This window comes from Ruegeria sp. N10, from assembly GCF_056531545.1.
In genome coordinates, this window is the sequence record NZ_JBQFLY010000002.1 from 392686 (window position 1) to 413301 (window position 20616).

22 protein-coding genes are annotated in these 20616 nt (G+C 59.6%); 12 read left to right on the forward strand and 10 right to left on the reverse strand.

Going from position 1 to position 20616, the window contains the following annotated elements:
• The first annotated feature begins 288 nt into the window (after positions 1-288).
• A complete protein-coding gene (locus ACR0JI_RS05255) occupies positions 289-1071 on the forward strand; it encodes a Hint domain-containing protein (RefSeq protein ID WP_480493625.1) in 783 nt (260 codons plus the stop codon).
• Positions 1072-1190: 119 nt separating this feature from the next.
• On the opposite strand, the gene ACR0JI_RS05260 is transcribed toward ACR0JI_RS05255, so the two are convergent.
• A complete protein-coding gene (locus ACR0JI_RS05260; RefSeq protein ID WP_480493624.1) occupies positions 1191-1691 on the reverse strand; it encodes an Lrp/AsnC family transcriptional regulator in 501 nt (166 codons plus the stop codon).
• Positions 1692-1918: 227 nt separating this feature from the next.
• Between ACR0JI_RS05260 and trxB the strand changes: the two genes are divergently transcribed.
• The 4 genes from trxB (at position 1919) to ACR0JI_RS05280 (ending at position 7000) form a co-directional block, all read left to right on the forward strand.
• Positions 1919-2860, forward strand: coding sequence for a thioredoxin-disulfide reductase (trxB, locus tag ACR0JI_RS05265; RefSeq protein ID WP_267362965.1), 942 nt, complete (start codon positions 1919-1921; stop codon positions 2858-2860).
• A gap of 3 nt (positions 2861-2863) precedes the next feature.
• On the forward strand, positions 2864-3313 hold the full coding sequence (locus ACR0JI_RS05270) for an RES family NAD+ phosphorylase (RefSeq protein ID WP_480493622.1): 450 nt from the start codon (positions 2864-2866) through the stop codon (positions 3311-3313).
• A gap of 80 nt (positions 3314-3393) precedes the next feature.
• Positions 3394-5085, forward strand: coding sequence for an adenylate/guanylate cyclase domain-containing protein (locus ACR0JI_RS05275; RefSeq protein ID WP_480493620.1), 1692 nt, complete (start codon positions 3394-3396; stop codon positions 5083-5085).
• Positions 5086-5281: 196 nt separating this feature from the next.
• Positions 5282-7000: a bifunctional sulfate adenylyltransferase/adenylylsulfate kinase gene (locus tag ACR0JI_RS05280; protein WP_480493618.1), complete on the forward strand. Its 1719-nt coding sequence runs from the start codon at positions 5282-5284 to the stop codon at positions 6998-7000.
• A 101-nt stretch (positions 7001-7101) separates the two neighbouring features.
• Here ACR0JI_RS05280 and ACR0JI_RS05285 read toward each other — a convergent pair whose 3' ends face one another.
• The 3 genes from ACR0JI_RS05285 to ACR0JI_RS05295 form a co-directional block, all read right to left on the reverse strand.
• Positions 7102-7989 carry a PhzF family phenazine biosynthesis protein gene (locus tag ACR0JI_RS05285; protein ID WP_480493617.1) on the reverse strand — a complete coding sequence of 296 codons (888 nt, stop codon included), beginning with the start codon at positions 7987-7989 and terminating at the stop codon, positions 7102-7104.
• A gap of 93 nt (positions 7990-8082) precedes the next feature.
• Positions 8083-8307, reverse strand: a complete 225-nt coding sequence (locus tag ACR0JI_RS05290) for a DUF1150 family protein (protein ID WP_480475477.1) — start codon at positions 8305-8307, stop codon at positions 8083-8085.
• A 5-nt stretch (positions 8308-8312) separates the two neighbouring features.
• Positions 8313-8726 (reverse strand): Hsp20 family protein, encoded by a 414-nt coding sequence (locus tag ACR0JI_RS05295; RefSeq protein ID WP_058275530.1) that lies wholly within the window; start codon positions 8724-8726, stop codon positions 8313-8315.
• A gap of 163 nt (positions 8727-8889) precedes the next feature.
• Here ACR0JI_RS05295 and ACR0JI_RS05300 point away from each other — a divergent pair, with 163 nt between their 5' ends.
• The 4 genes from ACR0JI_RS05300 to ACR0JI_RS05315 all read left to right on the forward strand — a co-directional run bounded on the left by ACR0JI_RS05300 (position 8890) and on the right by ACR0JI_RS05315 (position 11498).
• Entirely contained in the window at positions 8890-9114 is a 225-nt protein-coding gene (locus ACR0JI_RS05300; RefSeq protein ID WP_209504778.1) for a YdcH family protein, read from the forward strand.
• Positions 9115-9190: 76 nt separating this feature from the next.
• A complete protein-coding gene (purE, locus tag ACR0JI_RS05305; RefSeq protein ID WP_209504779.1) occupies positions 9191-9676 on the forward strand; it encodes a 5-(carboxyamino)imidazole ribonucleotide mutase in 486 nt (161 codons plus the stop codon).
• Positions 9673-10428, forward strand: coding sequence for an NAD(P)-binding domain-containing protein (locus tag ACR0JI_RS05310; RefSeq protein ID WP_480493616.1), 756 nt, complete (start codon positions 9673-9675; stop codon positions 10426-10428). Before purE ends, ACR0JI_RS05310 begins: the two co-directional genes overlap by 4 nt.
• A 2-nt stretch (positions 10429-10430) precedes the next feature.
• The gene (locus tag ACR0JI_RS05315) at positions 10431-11498 is read left to right on the forward strand and encodes a 5-(carboxyamino)imidazole ribonucleotide synthase (protein ID WP_480493614.1); all 1068 of its coding nucleotides are present in this window, start codon (positions 10431-10433) and stop codon (positions 11496-11498) included.
• Between the two features lie 65 nt (positions 11499-11563).
• On the opposite strand, the gene ACR0JI_RS05320 is transcribed toward ACR0JI_RS05315, so the two are convergent.
• From ACR0JI_RS05320 to ACR0JI_RS05345, 6 genes are all read right to left on the reverse strand, one after another.
• Complete coding sequence (locus tag ACR0JI_RS05320; protein ID WP_480493613.1) at positions 11564-12715, reverse strand: alpha-D-ribose 1-methylphosphonate 5-triphosphate diphosphatase; 1152 nt, start codon at positions 12713-12715, stop codon at positions 11564-11566.
• Positions 12712-13485, reverse strand: coding sequence for an alpha/beta fold hydrolase (locus tag ACR0JI_RS05325; RefSeq protein ID WP_480475469.1), 774 nt, complete (start codon positions 13483-13485; stop codon positions 12712-12714). The genes ACR0JI_RS05320 and ACR0JI_RS05325 overlap by 4 nt, the downstream gene beginning before the upstream one ends.
• Before the next feature lie 29 nt (positions 13486-13514).
• The gene (locus ACR0JI_RS05330) at positions 13515-14366 is read right to left on the reverse strand and encodes a DMT family transporter (RefSeq protein ID WP_480475467.1); all 852 of its coding nucleotides are present in this window, start codon (positions 14364-14366) and stop codon (positions 13515-13517) included.
• 246 nt (positions 14367-14612) lie between these two features.
• The gene (gene groL, locus ACR0JI_RS05335; RefSeq protein ID WP_480475465.1) at positions 14613-16250 is read right to left on the reverse strand and encodes a chaperonin GroEL; all 1638 of its coding nucleotides are present in this window, start codon (positions 16248-16250) and stop codon (positions 14613-14615) included.
• Between the two features lie 53 nt (positions 16251-16303).
• Positions 16304-16591 (reverse strand): co-chaperone GroES, encoded by a 288-nt coding sequence (groES, locus tag ACR0JI_RS05340; protein WP_209504786.1) that lies wholly within the window; start codon positions 16589-16591, stop codon positions 16304-16306.
• Positions 16592-16743: 152 nt separating this feature from the next.
• Positions 16744-17418 carry a DUF2161 domain-containing phosphodiesterase gene (locus ACR0JI_RS05345; protein WP_480493612.1) on the reverse strand — a complete coding sequence of 225 codons (675 nt, stop codon included), beginning with the start codon at positions 17416-17418 and terminating at the stop codon, positions 16744-16746.
• Positions 17419-17528: 110 nt separating this feature from the next.
• Here ACR0JI_RS05345 and ACR0JI_RS05350 point away from each other — a divergent pair, with 110 nt between their 5' ends.
• The 3 genes from ACR0JI_RS05350 to ACR0JI_RS05360 all read left to right on the forward strand — a co-directional run bounded on the left by ACR0JI_RS05350 (position 17529) and on the right by ACR0JI_RS05360 (position 20607).
• A complete protein-coding gene (locus ACR0JI_RS05350; RefSeq protein WP_480493610.1) occupies positions 17529-18509 on the forward strand; it encodes a TraB/GumN family protein in 981 nt (326 codons plus the stop codon).
• Between the two features lie 110 nt (positions 18510-18619).
• The gene (locus tag ACR0JI_RS05355) at positions 18620-19540 is read left to right on the forward strand and encodes a manganese-dependent inorganic pyrophosphatase (protein ID WP_480475459.1); all 921 of its coding nucleotides are present in this window, start codon (positions 18620-18622) and stop codon (positions 19538-19540) included.
• A gap of 191 nt (positions 19541-19731) precedes the next feature.
• The gene (locus tag ACR0JI_RS05360; protein ID WP_480493608.1) at positions 19732-20607 is read left to right on the forward strand and encodes an HAD family hydrolase; all 876 of its coding nucleotides are present in this window, start codon (positions 19732-19734) and stop codon (positions 20605-20607) included.
• The last annotated feature ends 9 nt before the right edge of the window (positions 20608-20616 follow it).

Genomic DNA, 20616 nt, shown 5'->3' on the forward strand with positions numbered 1-20616 from the left:
AACGCGTATCAGGTTCGCTCCGGCCTGATGTATCGCGCGTCACGAGCGAGGGGTTCGTGACTTTTTAGGAGTTGTGTGTGTGCGGGCAATTTCGCCCGTGAAGTACGAGTTTGTCTGGGGGGTCAATGTGTTGACCATTGGAAAGCGAGATTTAGTCGCGTCGCGGGACCGTACCGGTTGCCGCCCGAGGGTCACCCATTTGTTTCAAGGCAAAGAACCAGTTCGCCGGGCGCGTCTGTACGGGGGTACGCCGCGCCTGACCGAACATTTTGAGGGGACGGAATATTAATGACTATTCCTAATTCACTGGCCCGCGCGGCCAGAAATGCTATCGAAACGTCTGTTATGCTGCGGGACGCGCCGCGGCCGGTTTCCAAGCCAAAAGCCCAGCTGCGCCGCTATGAGGTCAGCAGCCTGTTGAAGAACGGAGATGTGGTTCAGACCCGCCACATCGCACCTGCCCTGCCGATGTTTGAAGACGCGTTTTGCGCCTTCACACGTGGATCTTTGGTAGAAACGGAACATGGACCGATGGCAATCGAGGATCTGATGCCGGGGGATACGGTCCTGACGCAGGATGGCGCATCGGAAACCGTGTTGTGGAAGGGATCTGTCACGTTGATCCCCGGACGCGCGGATTCACGTGGCCGGACGCGACCCTTGACGCGGATCATGGCGGATACGTTCGGGATGCAGAAGCCAATGTCGGGTGTCATTGCCGGCCCGGCGGCGCGAATCGTGGGAACACCTGCGCATTTGCGGCACCTGCATGGAGGGCAGTCGATTCTTACACCCGTGTCAGAATTTCAGGACGGGATGGGTGTTATTGAAACAATGCCGCCTACCCCCGTTGAACTGTTTCACATTTGTTTAAAACGCCATTCCGTTATTCGCGTAGATGGATTACAGTTCGAAACATATCATCCAGGTGTGAACGCGGTTCGCATGATCAGCCACTCGCTTCGGTCGATCTATCTGAACCTGTTCGCGCATATCGAGTCGCTGAACGATTTTGGCCCGCTGCTGATGCCGCGCGCCGGAGATGGTGAGATCGACGCGATGACGGCCTGAGCATGATTGTGATTACTGCATTATGGGGGGCATCATGCAGCTGGTAATAAGTTGGGTTCTATCCCTTGCGGTGGCAGCACTGTTGCCACCAATCACCGCGCAACCAAAACGTGTTGGCGTTACGCCATCCGGTTCATACGTTCTTCCAGAACGTCGAACGGTACGCCTGGCTCGTCTTTTGCGCCGCGAATAACGAGCGATGTCTTGACGCTGGCCACGTTTGGCGTGGTCAGCAACTCGCCCGTCAGAAACTGCTGAAAGCTGCTCAGGTCAGGTGCGACGCATTTCAGGATGAAATCCACTTCGCCGTTCAGCATGTGGCATTCGCGGACCAATGGCCATTCGCGGCAGCGGCCTTCGAACGCGCGCAGTTCGACTTCGGCCTGGCTGTCCAGACCGACCATGGCAAATACCTGAACCTCGAACCCCAACTCGCGTGAGTTGACCTCGGCGTGATAGCCGGTGATGAAGCCGGATTCTTCGAGTGTGCGCACCCGGCGCAAACAGGGCGGGGCCGAGATTCCGACCCGTTTTGCCAGCTCGACATTGGTCATACGACCGTCCGCCTGCAGTTCCGCCAGAATCTTGCGATCAATATCATCCAGCCGAGTCGTGACCATCAAATGCTCCTGATTTTTTCGGTTCTTATATCAGCACCCCACACGCGCGCAATAATGTTTCGCAGATGCGCAATTTTCTTTGTTTCCTTTTCGCCTTCTTCCCGTAATCACAAGGCACCCCGGCCCGAGGGGACCTGAACAGTAAGGGGCTTTAAGCCGGGCCAGTCGGTCGCTATATCGGGGCGACGGGCCGCGGGCCCAATTCAGGCAATTCGAGCGGGGGCACCATGGCCGACACAAGACACACCAAGGTTCTGATCATCGGGTCAGGGCCCGCAGGATACACCGCAGGCGTATATGCAAGCCGCGCCATGCTGGAACCCATTCTGGTACAGGGCATCGAACCCGGTGGCCAGCTGACAACGACGACCGAGGTCGAAAACTGGCCCGGCGACACCGAGGTGCAGGGCCCGGACCTGATGGTGCGGATGCAGGACCATGCGAAGGCCATGGGATGTGAGGTGATTGGCGATATCATCAGCGATCTGGACCTCAGCAAGCGCCCCTTCACCGCCAAGGGCGACAGCGGCACCACCTATACCGCTGATGCGGTCATTCTGGCCACAGGCGCGCGTGCAAAATGGCTGGGTCTGCCCTCGGAAGAGAAGTTCAAGGGCTTTGGCGTCTCGGCCTGCGCCACCTGTGACGGGTTCTTCTATCGCGGGCAGGAAATCGTGGTGATCGGTGGCGGTAACACAGCCGTGGAAGAAGCCCTGTTCCTGACCAATTTCGCCAGCAAGGTGACCCTGATCCACCGCCGCGATGAGTTGCGGGCGGAAAAGATCCTTCAGGATCGCCTGTTGAAGAATGAAAAGATCGAACCGCTGTGGTTCCACCAGCTGGAAGAAGTGATCGGCACCGATGCGCCTTTGGGCGTCGAAGGTGTTCGGGTCAAACATGTTAAAACCGGCGAGATCACCGAGATCCCGTGCAAAGGTGTCTTTGTCGCCATCGGCCACGCCCCTGCGAACGAGTTGGTCAAGGACACGCTGGAAACCCATATGGGTGGTTATGTCGTCACCAAACCGGGCAGCACCGAAACCTCGATCCCCGGCGTGTTCGCGGCAGGCGATCTGACCGACCATGTCTATCGTCAGGCGGTAACAAGCGCCGGGATGGGCTGTATGGCGGCACTGGATGCCGAACGGTTCCTGGCCGAACAGGACTGATACATGCTTGAATTCTCTGGCCCTGTCTGGAGAATTCTGTTTGCGTCGCAGGCAGCGACCCCATTGCTGCCTGCCCGCGCGCCTGAGGGGCGCTTTCATCATTCCGGACAGTTCGCGCTTTATGCCTCGCTCAGCGCCGAGGGCGCTTCGGTCGCCATCCGGCGCTACGTCTCGGGGGATGATCCCGACCGCGTGATACAAAGGTTTCTGGTGGAAAACGCGCGGTTGGTGGACTACCGCGGGCAGACGGCTGTCTCGGTGATCTGGCAGGATAATCGTGCTATGGGGGTCCCTTCGCCGACATGGGCTTTTTCGGATAAAGCGCGGGCACTGGGGGCGGACGGCTTGATCTACAGCTCGCGCACGCGCCCCGACCTCAGCCATCTGGTGCTGTTTTGTGCGGACAAGATATCAATTCACTCCCAACACCCTGCCACCCACTGGCAGGCTTAGATTTGCACCCGAAGCCTTGACCTGACCGCGAACGTCCCCGCAAAGTCCAACCACAGCGAACAGCGATACAGGTGGTATTCTTGAAGAGCGCTTTGTGGCGTGGCGGTTGGGCAACCCGGCTTCGGATCGGCAGCGGGTTGGTTCTGTTTGCTTTCGCTTTCTTCCATTTCATCAACATCGGACTGGGCCTGTTTCACACCGATTATCTGCACGGGATGCAGGACGGTCGAACAGCGGTGACGCGGCACAGTTTAATGAGCCTGCTGCTTTATGCGGCGTTGTTCACACATGCCGGTCTGGCCCTGGCTTCGATCGCACAACGCCGGACCCTGCGCATGCCGTTCAGCACGGCGTTGCAGATTGTTCTGGGTCTGCTGATACCTTTGCAGCTGATCTCGCATGTCATTCAGACCCGGGTCGCGCACGAGATCTATGACGTCAATGACGAGATGGGGTATATCATCATCCTGATGTGGCCCAGCACCGTGATATGGATGCAAAGCGCGTTGTTGCTGATCGTCTGGGTGCATGGCTGTATCGGACTGCATATGTGGCTACGGCTGACGAAATGGTGGTCCAGCGCCGTACCCTATCTGATCGGTGTTGCCGTCTTCATCCCCATGTTCGCTTTGGCCGGTCTGCTGACCGAGGGTCGTCGCATTTGGATGGATTTCGCAGATGAGTTTTTGCGGGAACAATATATCGAGCATTACAACTGGCCCTCGCCCGAGGCGTTCCAGACCATGTTCACCGTCAAGGACAATGCCCTTCTGGCGTTCTGGCTGGCCTTGGCGGCCACGGGTCTTGTGTATATCGGGCGCAAGCTGTGGCGGCGCAGGCATTCGGTGCGGGTGAGTTACAGCAGCGGGCCCGAGGTAGATGCCGAAAAGGGTATGACCCTGCTTGAGATTTCGCAGGCACATGGTGTGCCCCACGCGGCCTTGTGCGGCGGGAAGGGGCGCTGCACCACGTGCCGCGTCATCGTTGAAGAGGGCGCCAGCGCCCTGCCCCCACCCGGCGATGTCGAGGCCCGCAGTCTGGCCGCTGTCGGCGCCTCACCGCAGACAAGGCTGGCCTGTCAGATCCGCCCGACGGAACCGACCACCGTTTTCCGCGTTTTTCAACCGGATGGCGGGCGCATCCGCGGGCATGCCAGTCAGGGGCAGGAACGGAAACTGGCCGTGCTGTTTCTGGACATGCGTGGATTTACCGCTCGCACGACCGGTCAGTTGCCCTATGACATCGTGTTCCTGCTGAACCGGTTCTTCGACGCCGTTGTTCCTGCCATCACCAAGGACGGGGGTGTCGTGGACAAGTATATGGGTGACGGGTTGCTGGCGGTTTTCGAAAAACCCGATGCAGCAGCATCCGCCAGCGCGGGGTTGAAGGCTGCGATAGATATCAGCCATGCCCTTGACCGGTTCAACGAGCAGCTTGAGGCCGAAGGCAGCCCCGGCATTCGCATCGGAATGGGCTTACACCTTGGTGATCTGGTGCTGGGTGAGATTGGCGCGCAGGGACATGCCGCGAGAACGATCATCGGCGACGCCGTCAATGTGGCCAGCCGACTGGAAAGCGAGACCAAGGCGTTGGGGGTCGAACTGCTGGTCTCGCAAGAAGTGTTGACGGCTGCGGGCATGGACCTGCCGCCGGAGGGTATCCGGATGTTCCAGCTGCGCGGCGTTGCCGATCCGATTCCCGCCCTGCCAGTCACTCGCGCGTCCGGGCTTGCGCCACACACGCAAAAACAGGAACAGTCATACTTTGCATGATCGGATTATCTACGCTCAGGGGAACCAGATCATCATTTTGATTTCAGAGTTGGAAATTCCTTCCAATCCGCGAGAAATCAGCGCATATCGTCCTTTGTTTCATTGACGCCAGTGGACTTCGCGCGACAGTCGGTGCAAATGCCCCGAAAACGCCCTTGAATCACTGGCAACACAACACTGCGATAAGAGTATTCAGATGACGATGTTAAGCAATCTGGCCCCCATTCCCGAACTTTATGTGTCGTACGACTCGGCCCAGAAACTGAAGGTTGAAGCCGCCGACCTGACCAGTTGGGATCTGAGCCCGCGCCAGATCTGTGATCTGGAACTGCTGATGAATGGCGGTTTCAATCCGCTCAAAGGTTTCCTGAGCGAAGCCGATTACGACAATGTCGTTGAAAACATGCGTCTGGCTGATGGCACCCTGTGGCCGATGCCCATCACGCTGGACGTCAGCGAAGATTTTGCGGACAAGATCGAACTGGGTCAGGATATCGCGCTGCGTGATCAGGAAGGCGTGATCCTGGGCACCATGACGGTGACCGACCGCTGGACCCCGAACAAGGCGCGCGAAGCTGAGAAGGTTTTTGGCGCCGATGACGATGCCCACCCGGCTGTGAACTATCTGCACAATGTGGCGGGCAAGGTCTATCTGGGTGGCCCTATTGTTGGCATCCAGCAGCCCGTTCACTATGACTTCCGCGGTCGCCGCGATACACCAAATGAGCTGCGCGCCTATTTCCGAAAACTGGGCTGGCGGCGGATCGTGGCCTTCCAAACCCGCAACCCGCTGCACCGTGCGCATCAGGAGCTGACTTTCCGCGCCGCCAAGGAAGCGCAGGCCAACCTGCTGATCCACCCGGTCGTCGGCATGACCAAGCCCGGCGACGTGGACCACTTTACCCGCGTGCGCTGCTATGAGGCGGTACTGGACAAGTATCCCGCATCCACCACCTCGATGAGCCTGCTGAATCTGGCGATGCGCATGGCAGGCCCGCGCGAGGCGGTCTGGCACGGGTTAATCCGTGCCAACCATGGCTGCACCCATTTCATCGTGGGCCGCGATCACGCGGGCCCGGGCAAGAACTCGGCCGGTGAAGATTTCTATGGCCCCTATGACGCGCAGGATCTGTTCCGCCAGTTCCAGGACGAGATCGGCGTTGAGATGGTCGATTTCAAACACATGGTCTATGTGCAGGAACGCGCGCAATACGAGCCGAATGACGAGATTCTGGATAAGGACAATGTCACGATCCTGAACATCTCGGGCACCGAACTGCGCCGCCGTCTGACCGAGGGCCTGGAAATCCCCGAATGGTTCAGCTTTCCCGAAGTTGTGGCCGAGCTGCGCAAGACCAAGCCGCCACGCAGCCAGCAGGGCTTTACCGTGTTCTTCACCGGCTTCTCGGGCTCGGGCAAATCCACCATCGCTAACGCGCTTATGGTCAAGCTGATGGAGATGGGGGGTCGTCCGGTCACGTTGCTGGATGGCGATATCGTGCGGAAAAACCTGTCATCCGAACTGGGTTTCTCGAAAGAGCATCGCGACCTGAACATCCGCCGGATCGGCTATGTGGCATCCGAGATCACCAAGAACGGTGGCATCGCCATCTGCGCCCCGATCGCACCTTATGCCACCACACGCCGCGCGGTGCGCCAAGAGATCGAGCAGTTCGGTGCCTTCTGCGAAGTGCATGTTGCGACCACCATCGAAGAGTGTGAGCGGCGCGACCGCAAGGGTCTGTACAAGCTGGCCCGCGAGGGCAAGATCAAGGAATTCACCGGCATCTCGGACCCGTATGACGTGCCTCAGAACCCCGAGCTGCGTGTCGAGACCGAGAATGTCGAGGTCGACAACTGCGCCCATCAGGTATTGCTGAAGCTGGAAAGCATGGGCCTGATCGCAGCCGGCTGAATCTGATGAATGAAACGAAGCGGCCTCCGGTTTACGGGGGCCGTTTTTGTTTTGACGAGGCTGAGGTGTTTGGGGACGTCGACGGGTGTGAGCCGGTTCGTCTATTGCGCGGTCTCTGGCAGGTCAACCTGCCCGCGCATCAGGATATGCCCCTGACCGGCAACCTTGATCCCCGTCATCGCGTCGGCGGGTCCAACGCGCGTGACAACGGCCTGACCGGGGCGGCCCATATCGTGACCCTGTTCCGCAACGAAACTGTCTTTGGTCATTAGCCCGTATCTCCACAGATAGGCCGCCATGGCCCCGGTGGCGGACCCGGTAAACGGATCTTCGGGCGGGCTGGGCGGGGCCATAAGCAGGCGCGAGAAGGTATCGCCCGCATCGGTGGCCCCTTGGAGCGTCACGAGGAAAGGCTCGGCCATATCCGAGCCAGAATACCCTGCCGTCGCAGCCACTTTCCGCAGCGCGTCCTCGGACAGGCGGGCCGCGCGCAACGCGTCATGATCGCGCAGAACGGTGATACAGAAGGGCAAGCCGGTTGAAACCATCCGGGGTGGCGAGATGATGGCTTCTTGCGGCAGGCTGATCGCCTTTGCCACCAGATCGGCAGGCACATGCGCACCAAATTGCGGTGCGACCTGCGTCATTTCGATCTGGTCGCCCTGCAATCCGATCGAAACCAGACCCGCGCCGGTTTCCAGCGTCAGATTATCGCCGGAGATCATACCGCGCGACCGCATCGCCGCTACGGTGGCAATCGTCGGGTGACCGGCGAAGGGAATTTCGCGGCTGGCCAGAAAATACCGGACGCGGATGTCGGCCACGTCGGACGGGCCGGTGAATGTGCATTCGACCAGAGAGGTTTCGCGCACATATGCCATGCAGACCTCGGCCGAGAGACCCGCGCCGCCATGGACCACGGCACAACCGTTGCCGCCAAATGCACGATTGGTGAAGGCGTCTACCCAGTCGAATTCAAACCAGCTCATGCAGTCGGCTCCGTTACAGGTTAAAAGCGGCAGTTTCGCCGATGCGCATGTGTTGCGGGCAACGTTTCAGCCCCGCCCGGGCTAAGGGGCCGTTCAGTGAACGGCCACAGGTGACAGGTCGTGCTGACGGGCCAGAACGAAAGCCAGCTTGCGGTCGGCCACAAGCGCCAGTTGCTGCCCATCGGAATCGTGCACGGCATAAAGGTGATCCAGATCACCTGCCTGATCGCGCAGATCACGCGGCAGATCGGCAACGTCGACTGTTTTCACATAGACGATACGATTGCCTTCGGTGTTGATTTCAATCGGTGTATTCATAGCTCTTACCCCTTCCGTATATTGATTGTCTGAACCACGGTTTCCGGCACGGCGCGGGTCAGATCCACATGCAGCAGACCGTTTTCCATAATCGCCTCGCCCACCTCGACCCCGTCGGCCAGCACGAACATGCGCTGAAACTGACGCGCCGCGATGCCACGGTGCAGGAAGATGCGCCCCTCGCTGTCGTCGCGCTGACGGCCCCGGATCACCAGTTGGCGATCCTCGATGGTGATCGACAGATCCTCTTCGGCGAACCCGGCCACGGCAAGGGTGATGCGATAGGAAAAGTCCGAGGTCTGTTCGATATTATAGGGCGGGTATCCTTCATTACCGGCCTTTGCAGACCGTTCCAGAAGGCGTTCCAGCTGCTCGAACCCCAAAAGATGCGGGTATGAGCCAAGAGTAAGTTTCGACACGTATTTTCGTCCTTTATTGTCAAAGCGACGTGGTGCGCGGTCCCGTTCCGGCAACCGCTTGTTACAGAATATGGGAAGAAACCAGGATGTCCACAAGGTCTGGCGCGATAACGTCTGACACACTATCTTGTTGGGCAAGCACCACAACAAGCCCGAGTCGCCAATGAACGCGCCCACCGACCTTTCGATGAAAACCGATGAAGTTCTGCGGGTTGAATTGGAGGTTTTCCGCCGCCAGCACCGCGACCTTGATGAAGCGATCGAGGCGCTGCATGAAAAAGGAACGGCTGATCAGTTGACCCTTCGGCGTCTGAAAAAGGAAAAACTGCGCCTGAAAGACTTCATTCGCCTGATCGAAGACCGCCTGACCCCCGATATCATTGCCTGAACACCCTGTACCGCATTGCCACAAAAGCGGATTTGGCTATAGTGCGCGCTCTTTCTGAGCGCGGGGACGTAAGCGGATGAGCGATGTGACAGTGGGGATCATCATGGGCAGCCAGTCGGACTGGCCCACGATGAAGGAAGCCGCAGATATTCTGGATGAACTGGGCATCGCTTATGAGGCGCGTATCGTTTCGGCCCATCGCACCCCGGACCGGTTGTGGGACTATGGCAAGACCGCCGTGTCGCGCGGGTTGCAGGTGATCATCGCGGGCGCTGGCGGAGCGGCACATCTGCCGGGTATGATGGCCTCGAAAACACGCGTACCGGTGATTGGCGTGCCTGTTCAGACGCGGGCCCTGTCGGGCGTGGATTCGCTGTATTCCATTGTGCAGATGCCCAAGGGCTTTCCCGTGGCGACCATGGCAATCGGGTCCGCTGGCGGGGCCAATGCGGGCCTGATGGCAGCGGGCATTCTGGCCTTGCAGGATGAGGCCCTGGCCGCGCGGCTGGATGCCTGGCGTGAGGCCTTGTCCGCCTCGATCCCCGAGGAACCGCAGGGATGAGCCGGATCGGGTTTATCGGCACCGGGCATATTGCCGCGCCGATTGCGCGGCTGATGGTCGCCAAAGGGCATGAGATCAGCGTGACAGAACGCAACGCCGAGGTCTCGGCCGCCCTGAAGGCCGAACTGGGCGTTGCCGTTTCGCCACCGCAGGCGGTGATTGACGCCTCGGACATCGTGTTTCTGTGTCTGCGCCCGCATATCGCGGCCGAGGTTCTGGCCCCCCTGACCTTTCGCGCCGATCAGAAGGTCGTGTCGGTTATGGCGGCCGTTTCCGCCGAGGATCTGGCCAAGCTTTGCGCCCCAGCCTCGGATTTCGTGCAGACCATCCCGCTGGGGTTCTTGCAATCCGGTGGCTGCCCGATGGCGGCGTTCGGCAATGACCGCTTGCTGGCCGAGCTGTTTGAGCCGGATAACCCAGTGGTCAAGGTTGCGGATGAGATGGCGCTGAACGCGCATTTTGCCATTTGCGCCATGGTTCCCGGCATTCTGGATCTGATGGCCACCGGGGCCGAATGGCTGGGTGACGTGACCGGCGATGCGGACGGGGCCGAGTTCTATACCACGCAGTTGATGGCGGGATTTCTCGCCGCGATGGAGAAAGGCACGGCCGGGCGGTTGGCACAGGAGCGCGACGCTTTGGCGACGGAAGGTACTTTGAGCCTGCAGATGACGGGCACCCTGATCGAACAAGGCGCGCATGAGGCGCTGAGAGCGGCGCTTGGCGCAATTGGAAAACGTTTGGAGAATTAACGATGGCGGAGATGCTCGCCCAAGGTGCAGTGATCGGGATTCTGGGTGGCGGCCAGCTGGGCCGGATGCTGTCGGTGGCGGCCTCTCGGCTGGGGTTTGTCAGCCACATCTACGAGCCGGGCGCAAACCCGCCTGCCGGACAGGTTGCGGATCGGGTAACGACAGCGGCCTATGACGATGTCGACGCCTTGACGGCTTTTGCCGATGCGGTGGACGTCATCACCTATGAGTTTGAGAACATCCCGACCGAGGCGCTGGATATTCTGGAAGCCCATCGCCCCATTCGCCCCGGGCGTGAGGCATTGAGGGTCAGTCAGGACCGCCTGACCGAGAAGACGTTCCTGCAGGGGCTTGGTCTGAAAACGGCCCCGTTTGCGGATATCACCAATCTGGATAGCCTGAATGCGGCTATCGAAGAAATCGGCACGCCCGCGATCCTGAAGACCCGCCGCTTTGGCTATGACGGCAAAGGGCAGGCCAGATTGCGCAGCCCCGGGGATGCCGAGGCCGCGCTGGCCGACATGGCTGGCGCGCCTGCCGTTTTGGAGGGGTTCGTTGATTTTTCGCACGAAGTTTCGATCATTGCTGCGCGCGGGCTGGACGGTCAGGTGGCCTGTTTCGACCCAGGTGAGAATGTGCACCGCGATGGCATTCTGCACACCACCACCATCCCCGCCCGCCTGTCCCCTGCCCAGCGCACCGATGCCATCCTGCTTGCGGCCAATATTCTGAACGCGTTGGAATATGTCGGTGTCATGGGGGTCGAACTGTTCGTTACACCTGGCGGGCTGATCGTGAACGAGATCGCGCCGCGCGTGCATAACTCGGGCCACTGGACGCAGAATGGCTGCGCCGTAGACCAGTTCGAACAGCACATCCGCGCGGTGGCGGGCTGGCCGTTGGGCGACGGGCAGCGCCACTCGGATGTGGTCATGGAGAACCTGATTGGCGACGATATGGACCGCGTGCCCGAGCTGGCGCGCGAACGGGACGTCGCACTGCATCTTTACGGCAAGGCCGAGATCAAGGCCGGTCGCAAGATGGGACATTTCAACCGGATCAAGCGGTAGAATATCGCGCTACGGCGCGATGCCTTCGGCGAGAGTATTTGGAAAAAGGTGAAGCCGGTCTGGTTTCACCCCACAAAGCGCGACGCGATATCCCCTGACATATAGCTGACGCGCCCGCCCGCCAGTGTCGCGGCGACCCGGTGAGTGGTTGCATTAAGGATTACCAGATCGGCGCGTTTGCCCGCGGCAAGCGTGCCCCGGTCCTGCAAGTCCAGCACCCGCGCGGGGCCGGATGAGATCAGCGCCCAGGCCCCTGCGAAATCCAGCAGCCCGGTTTTGGCCAGCATCAGCGCCGCGCGGCGTGGACTGGGATAATGGTAATCCGAGGCCAGCGCATCACAGAGCCCCATGGCGATCAGCTCTACCGCGCTGGCGTTGCCCTTATGCGAGCCGCCGCGGACCACATTAGGCGAGCCGAGAATGACGTGATCCCCGGCAGCGCGCGCGGCCTCGGCGGCCTCAAGCGTTTCGGGAAACTCGGCAATGCGCACCCCTTGGCCGCGCCACCAAGCGCGCGCCTCGGCAGTTGCGTCATCGTGGCTACCCAGACGCACGCCCATGTCCGCAAGGTCCGAACAGAGCGCTTCAAGCGCCGCCGGAACCTCAGCCTTGTGGGCGTGCATGTCGAGCAGCATCGCAAAATGTGCCTCCGGATTTCGCCCGGCCTTCAAGGCCTGCCCGGTCAGGCGCGGTGGTTTCTTGCCCTGTGCCAAACGATCATGCGGCAGGTGATCATTGAAGACCACGTATGGCACCTGCCAATCGGCGATGCGACGGGCCAGCCCGTCGTAATCCGCGAGCATATTGGTCTCGAACCGCAGTTGCGGGATCAGATCGGTGACCGTGCTGCCCTTGACCGCTGCGATGGCCGCAAACACCTGCGCGGCAAAGTCCGGGCCGCGCACGCCGCCTTCCCAGCTGTAAAACTGCGCCAGCACGGCTGTGGTGATGCCGTTGGCGGCCAGTTCAGCCTCGACCGACAGAATGCCCTCGTTCATCTGTTTCATCGCGCCGCGACGTGGGGCTATATGGCGTTCGAATCCATCGCCGTGCAAATCGACAATACCTGGCAGAACTAGATAACCGGTCAGGTCAATCCGCCGCCCGGGCGCGTCATTCTGAACCACCCCATCTGCAATGGCGAGGTCTGTGCGTAACAGCCCTTCACCCGGCAACAGAACCTCTGCTCCGGTCAATGTCAGTTCCAATGCGGTCATTCTGATGGCTCCGCCCCCGGTTCCGAGCAGTTTTGCCCGATACAGATCTCGTCTATTACGTCCATCACACCGTCCAGCCAAGTGATCTGCGGATCAAACCGGCCAAATTCGATAAAGTGCAGGGCCTGCGCCATGACCTGCGGGTTGTTCATCATGAAGGTGTGGGTCACCGGCAAGACAAGATGATCGGCCATGCCTTCGACCTTGGTGGACTCGACCGACACCTTGCCATCGTCAGGGCCGTCGATCAGAGACGAAAACACGAGGTTCAATGACTGGTCACCTGCGATGACACCCAGTTCGAAATCCACGGGCGGCAGGCGGCTGGGAATACCATCCGGGCCCGTACCCAGTTGAAGACCGGCCGGACCGTTTAGGTATCCGAACACCTCCCACGCGCTGAGTTCATCGACCAGTTGGCTACCCTGATTGGGCGGCCCCAGCATGACGACACGGACCATGTTTTCAGGGCTGTGGTCCTGCAACCAATACCGCAACAGGATGCCGCCCATCGAATGTGCGACAACATTGACGGTATCAGTACCGCAGGCTGCAAACGCTTGCGGGATGGTTTGTTCGGCCAGTTCGGGGATACCGATTTCGGTCGATGGGTAACCCGGGCGCACCACGGAATAGCCATTCGCTTTGAACAGTTGCTCCATCACGCTAAACGACGCCTCGGTCCGGGCAAGACCGTGCAGCAGAACAACGCATTTCGCGTTGGCCACGGCCGGAATAAGACAAAGAAGCAGAGCGATCAGAATTCTCATACCCGCCAGATAAAGCCTGTGCGCCTGCGTTAAAAGCCCTTCCCGCGTTGACGTCGCAGGACAGCCAGCGCGATACCGCCCAAAACCAGCGCCGCACCAACAAGCAGCCGCACACCCGCGCTTTCCCCCAACAGCACCACGCCGCCCACAATCGCGATCACCGGCACGCTGAGCTGAACGACTGCCGCCGTCGAAGGTGCCAGCCGGGGCAGGACGCGATACCACAAGGCGTATCCCAGACCAGATGTTACGCCACCCGAAAGGGCCGCGAGGAGATAGCCCATTCCGGTCATGTGCCACTCTGCCCCTGTGGCCATCAGGGCCAGCGCGGTCACCGGCAGCGCGACGATGAAATTCGCTGCCGTGCCCTGCAATGCGTCAGGCTCGGACCGTCCGGCCAGTGAATAGGCCGCCCAGCCGATCCCGGCGGCAATCATCAAAACGGTTCCGGTTGGATCGACCTGCACTGTTCCTGTGGGCCACAGGACACAGGCCAGACCACCCAGTGCAATCGCTGCCCCGGCCAGTTGCCGCCGGGTAGGTTTGGTCCCGGTAAGGGCGTTGGCGGCGAACATGGTGATCTGCACAACGGCAAAAAGGATAAGCGCGCCCAGCCCCGCATCCAACGTCAGATAGGCAATGGAAAACCCGATCATATACAGGGAAAGCGACCCGGCCCCGATGAACCGCCTGCAGGTGCGCAGCGGCAAATGTCCTCTGCGCAGCACAACCAGTGCGGCCAGAACCAGCGCCCCCGCCAGAACCCGGATAATGGCAAACCCCGCGGGATCACTGGATCCGCTGTCGATAGCCAGCCGGTTCAGAATGGAGTTCGCCGCAAAGGCGCACATGGTCAGGGCGGTCAGAAGGAACAGTCGCATTTCAACCACATACCGACTTGGCGGCGCGTTGGACACTCACAATTCGGGCACACGCGGAGCTGCCTTCATCTTTTCCAAAATACTCCCGCCAGAGGCGTGGCCGCATTGCGGCTATCAGGAACGAAACGGGGCCGCCAAAAGGCGACCCCGTCCGTTAGCACTTTGGCTTCCCCTCTCGACAGCTTGACCTTGCAGCCAAACGCCTGTCAGGGCTCGTCAGAATTCGCCGAGGCGAATTCGACGTGCTTACATCATGCCGCCCATGCCGCCCATGTCGGGCATGCCGCCAGCAGGTGCATCTTTTTGCGGTTTGTCTGCAACCATCGCTTCGGTGGTGACCAGCAGGCCGGCAACAGATGCCGCGTCTTCCAGAGCGGTACGAACAACTTTGGCCGGGTCGATCACGCCGAACGAGAACATGTCGCCATATTCTTCGGTTTGAGCGTTGAAACCAAAGGCCGGATCCGAAGACTCGCGCACTTTGCCTGCAACAACCGCGCCGTCAACGCCTGCGTTTTCGGCGATCTGGCGCAGCGGCGCTTCGATGGCCTTGCGCACGATGTTGATGCCTGCGTCCTGATCAGCGTTCGCGCCTTTCAGCGATTCCAGTGCTTTACCGGCCTGAACCAGAGCAACACCACCGCCTACAACGACGCCTTCCTGAACGGCTGCGCGTGTTGCGTTCAGAGCATCGTCCACACGGTCCTTACGCTCTTTCACTTCAACTTCGGTCATGCCGCCGACGCGGATAACGGCAACACCGCCTGCCAGTTTGGCAACGCGTTCCTGCAGCTTCTCACGGTCGTAATCCGACGAGGTTTCTTCGATCTGGGTGCGGATCTGGGCAACACGTGCTTCGATCTCGGCTTTCTCGCCAGCACCGTCGACGATGGTGGTTTCGTCTTTGCTGATCTCGATCTTCTTGGCGGTGCCCAGCATGTCCATGGTGACATTCTCAAGCTTCATGCCCAGATCTTCGCTGATCACCTGACCACCGGTCAGGATTGCGATGTCCTGCAGCATGGCTTTGCGGCGATCGCCGAAGCCCGGTGCCTTGACAGCAGCAATTTTCAGGCCGCCGCGCAGTTTGTTGACAACCAGAGTTGCCAGCGCTTCGCCTTCAACGTCTTCTGCAATGATCAGCAGCGGCTTTTGCGACTGGATCACCTGCTCGAGCAGCGGAACCATCGGCTGCAGCGAGGACAGTTTCTTTTCGTGCAGCAGGATCAGGCAGTCGTCAAGCTCGGCCACCATCTTGTCTGCGTTGGTGACGAAGTAAGGCGACAGGTAGCCGCGGTCGAACTGCATCCCTTCGACAACATCGGTCTCGGTTTCCAGACCTTTGTTTTCTTCGACGGTGATGACGCCTTCGTTGCCAACCTTCTGCATCGCGTCTGCGATTTGCTGGCCAATTTCAGCTTCGCCGTTGGCCGAGATGGTGCCAACCTGAGCAACTTCTGCCGAGTCTTTGACTTCACGCGAAGCAGCACGGATGCCTTCGACGACTTTGGCGGTTGCCAGGTCGATACCGCGCTTCAGGTCCATCGGGTTCAGGCCCGCTGCAACCTGCTTCAGGCCTTCTTTTACGATGGCCTGCGCCAGAACGGTCGCGGTGGTGGTGCCGTCACCGGCTTCGTCATTGGTGCGGCTGGCGACTTCTTTCACCATCTGCGCACCCATGTTTTCGAACTTGTCTTCCAGTTCGATTTCCTTGGCAACCGAAACACCGTCTTTGGTGATGCGCGGTGCGCCGAAGGATTTGTCCAGTACCACGTTGCGGCCTTTGGGGCCCAGGGTCACTTTGACAGCATCAGCCAGGATGTTCACACCCCGGAGCATCTTGTTGCGGGCATCGGTGTCGAACTTGACGTCCTTTGCAGCCATGTCGTTTCTCCTTGAGAAAATGTGTTGAGTGGAAGATCAGAGAAAGCGCGGGCTTACTCGATGATCCCCATGATGTCGCTTTCTTTCATCATCAGCAGCTCTTCGCCGTCGACCTGAACCTCGGTGCCCGACCATTTGCCGAACAGGATCTTGTCGCCAGCCTTGACCGCCATTGCGATCAGTTCGCCGCTGTCCTTGCGCGCGCCTTCGCCGGTTGCGACGACTTGGCCTTCGCTGGGCTTTTCTTTTGCGCTGTCAGGAATGATCAGTCCGCCTGCGGTTTTTTCATCGCTTTCGGTACGGCGAACCAGCACACGGTCATGAAGCGGTTTCAATGCCATCTTTGCAGCTCCTTGGGCTCAAAGTTTTGTTTATCCTCCCCTCGCCTTTCGACGAGGCGTTAGCACTCGGTGTGTATGAGTGATAACGACGCATAGCTAGGGAGTCTAAAACGCCGAGTCAACAAGGTGTTTGGGATTTTTTTAACAACGCCTCAGTCAGCCTGTTCCCAGCTGTACGCCCAGTGTTTCAAGCCGTCTGTTCCCTCAGAGGTAAGAGCGTAGACACCTTTTTCAACCTTCTCGAACCACCCATAGTGATTTTCCCGCATCAACCGGGTGGCGACCGGAACACCCGCCGATCTGGCAACCTCGGCCCCTTTGGCCGGGCCGTGTTCTGCCAGAAAGGCCGCGCATTTGAGCGCATCCTGACGGTAGGCCGTCACAATCCCATGACGTGTCGCGCCCCCGGAATTGGGGTCGCCCTCCAGCCGGTTGAATTCACGCAGCAGCCGCGCCGCCCTGACCTTGTCCTTGCGCGGCACATATGGGCCCGGATCGCATTGCACCTCGACCGTGCCATCGGCACGTACGGTGATCAGACCCAGACCAAGCCTGCGGCACAGCGCCAGATTGTCCCTGAGCGCCCGCCGGGCCGTGCGCCCGGTGGGTTTGCTGACCCCGATATAGACCTGATCCGTGAGTTTCAGGCGGGTAATCGCCTGATGGAAAAGGGACAGCGTGAACCTGAGCTTGAGTTCGACAATCACAGGCGGCTCGTCTTCGCGCATGGCGACGATATCGGCTGCGCCCACTTCTCCTTTGACGGTGTATCCCTGACGCTCCAAAAGCGCCTTGATCGGGGGATAGAGGTCCTGCTCGCGGTTCATGGGGCCTATGCTACGCAGATTGTTGAGGAATACCAGACGGGTTGCTTGAACATGGGTCGCAGGCATGGCTATGTCTGGAACACCTTGATGACACAACACCGGATGGGTTCATGCGCCTGCTGACATTTCTCGCTTTTCTACTGGCCCCGATCACGGCTGCGGCTGCGTGCGATGGGCAGGACCTGCGCCCACTGCTGTCAGATGACGCGCGGGCCGAGTTGCAACGCGCCGTGGCGGACATCCCCTTTCCGGAAGGCAACCACTGGATTGCGCGCAAGGGTGACACGGTTCTGCACATCGTTGGCACCCTGCACACTTATGACGAGCGTATGGAAAAGGTGGTTGAACGCCTGTCTCCGGACCTGAGCCAGGCTGACGCATTCTATTTCGAAGTCACCCAGACTGACATGGATGCATTCGAAAAAAACCTGGCCAATAATCTCAGCGCCGTAATGATCACTTCCGGGCCGACCCTGATCGACCTGATGGGAGATGAAGACTGGGCCGCATTCTCGACCGCGTTGCACCAGCGCGGCATTCCCGGCTGGATGGCTGCCAAAATGCGACCGTGGTTCTTGAGCATGATGCTGAGCATCCCGCCCTGCATGATGGAAGATCCGAACGGGACCTACGGCATGGACGCCCGCCTGAACGATCTGGCCGCAGAAAACGGCATTCCGCAATACTCGCTGGAACGTATCGACGACCTGATCGCCATGTTCGACAGCCACCCTCTGGAACAGCAGGTCGAGTCGCTGGTGCGGCTGTCCGGGGCGATGATGGGAAGCAACGATCAACTGGCCACCATGGCCAATGGATATCTGGAAGAAAAGCACGCCGAGATCATACAATTCGCACGCCTTCAGGGGTTCGAGGAATCCGGGTTGAGCCGGGACGTCTTCGATGAGGAATGGAACGGGTTCGAGCAGCAGATGCTTGTCCAACGGAATGCTTTGTGGATGGAGCATATTCTGGCCATCACGGATCAGACGGCGGTGATCGCGGTCGGCGCAGGTCATCTGAGTGATGACCACGGTTTGCTGAACCAGCTGGAGCAGGCCGGATACACGCTGACACGCGCCGCTTTCTAAGCTGGTTCAGCGGTTTTCAGACCAAGCGTCGCAGACGGGCTGCTGTGGCGTGACAAGGGCGTTTGTCCGCCCTATAAGGCGCGCAAATTTCCATTCCGCAGGACGCTGACATGACAACGCTCGTATTTGGTCACAAATCCCCCGACACCGATTCCACAGGCTCGCCGATCCTGTGGTCGTGGTACCTCAACGAAATCAAAGGTGTGCAGGCCGAGCCCGTGCTGTTGGGCGAACCCAACACCGAAGCGGCGTTCATGCTGGACAACTGGGATCTGCCCAAACCACGCATCCTGGACGATCTGGCAGCGGACACTCCGGTGGTTATCGTCGACACCAACAACCCTGCCGAACTGCCCGCCAACGTCAATGACGCTGACATCCGCGCCATTATCGACCACCACAAGCTGGTCGGTGGTCTGGAAACCAAAGGCCCGATCGACATCACCGTGCGCCCGCTGGCCTGCACGGCCACCATCATGGTTGACCTGATGGGCGACGATGCAGCCAAGATGCCCGACGCCATCAAGGGCGCGGCACTGACCTGCATCCTTTCGGACACGCTGGAATTCCGCTCGCCCACCACCACGCCCCATGACCGCGAGGTCGCAGAGCGGCTGGCAGCCGAGTTGGAGCTGGATATCTCGGCTTACGCGGCAGATATGTTTGCGGCGAAATCGGATGTCTCGTCCTTCTCGGATGCCGAACTGATCCGCATGGACAGCAAGGAATACGAAGTCGATGGCACCAAATTCCGCGTCTCGGTTCTGGAAACCACTGCGCCGGGTGTCATTCTGGACCGCAAGGCAAGCCTGGCGGGTTCGATGGTGGATGTCGCCAAAGAAGACGGTGTCGATCAGGTGCTGCTGTTCGTCGTCGATATCCTGAACGAGGAAGCCACCCTGCTGGTGCCCAATGATCTGGTCAAAACCGTTGCCGAGAAAAGCTTTGGTGCATCCGTCGATGGCGACGCCGTGGTTCTGCCGGGCATCATGAGCCGTAAAAAGCAGATCATTCCGAACCTGAAGGTCTGAAAAAACACGCGGGGTCCGTCATTCTGAATAAAACGGGCCTCGCATTATTGGTCTTCAGTCTGCGCCTTCGGCATTGCGCTTAAACAGACCTTTACCCAACCGACGAAATACAGGGCGGCCACCGATCGATTGGTGGCCAATCCCTTGCCAATCGGTCATAAGGCTCGTGCAGTTTCAGCTTGAGGCCACATATGACCCAGATCGTTCACGCGCTGTCCGAAATTTCTGCCCGCTACAAAGCGTTGTTTGTCGATCTGTGGGGGTGCGTTCACAACGGGATCACGGCCTATCCCGAAGCTGTCGCAGCCCTTCAAGCCTATCGCGCGGACGGGGGGCTTGTCGTGCTGGTCACGAACTCGCCCAAACCCCGCGCGGGTGTGGCCGAGCAACTGGTGCAGTTCAATGTTCCCACAGATACCTATGACACCATTGCCACCAGCGGCGATTCCGCGCGGTCGGCGATGTTCCGTGGCGCTGTCGGGCACAAGGTTTACTTCATGGGGGAATGGCAGCGCGATGCGGGCTTTTTCGAGCCACTGAAACTGCTGCACCACCCGATCCATATCGAACGTGTCCCGCTAAGAGAGGCCGAAGGGATCGTCTGCTGTGGTCCCTTTGATCCGATGGCTGACCCGGTCGTGAACCGCCCCGATTTCCTCTATGCCAAGCAGATGGGCATGAAGCTGCTATGCGCAAACCCCGATATTGTTGTCGATCGCGGCGAGGTGCGCGAATGGTGTGCCGGCGCTTTGGCAAAGCTCTATACCGAGATGGGCGGCGAGAGCCTGTATTTCGGCAAACCGCACCCGCCGATCTACGATCTGGCGCGCCGCAGGTTGCAGGAACTGGGCCATGATATCCCGGATAGCGACATTCTGGTGATCGGCGACGGCCCCCATACGGACATTCTGGGGGGCATGGGTGAAGGCATTGATTCCCTGTTCATTTCGGGCGGGCTGGCGGCGGCCGAGACAAAAACGTCGCACCATCCGGATCACGAATCCCTAACAGCTTATATCGAAAGGGAAAAGATCAACCCGACCTACACAATCGGTCGATTGAGATAGCAAGAAAAG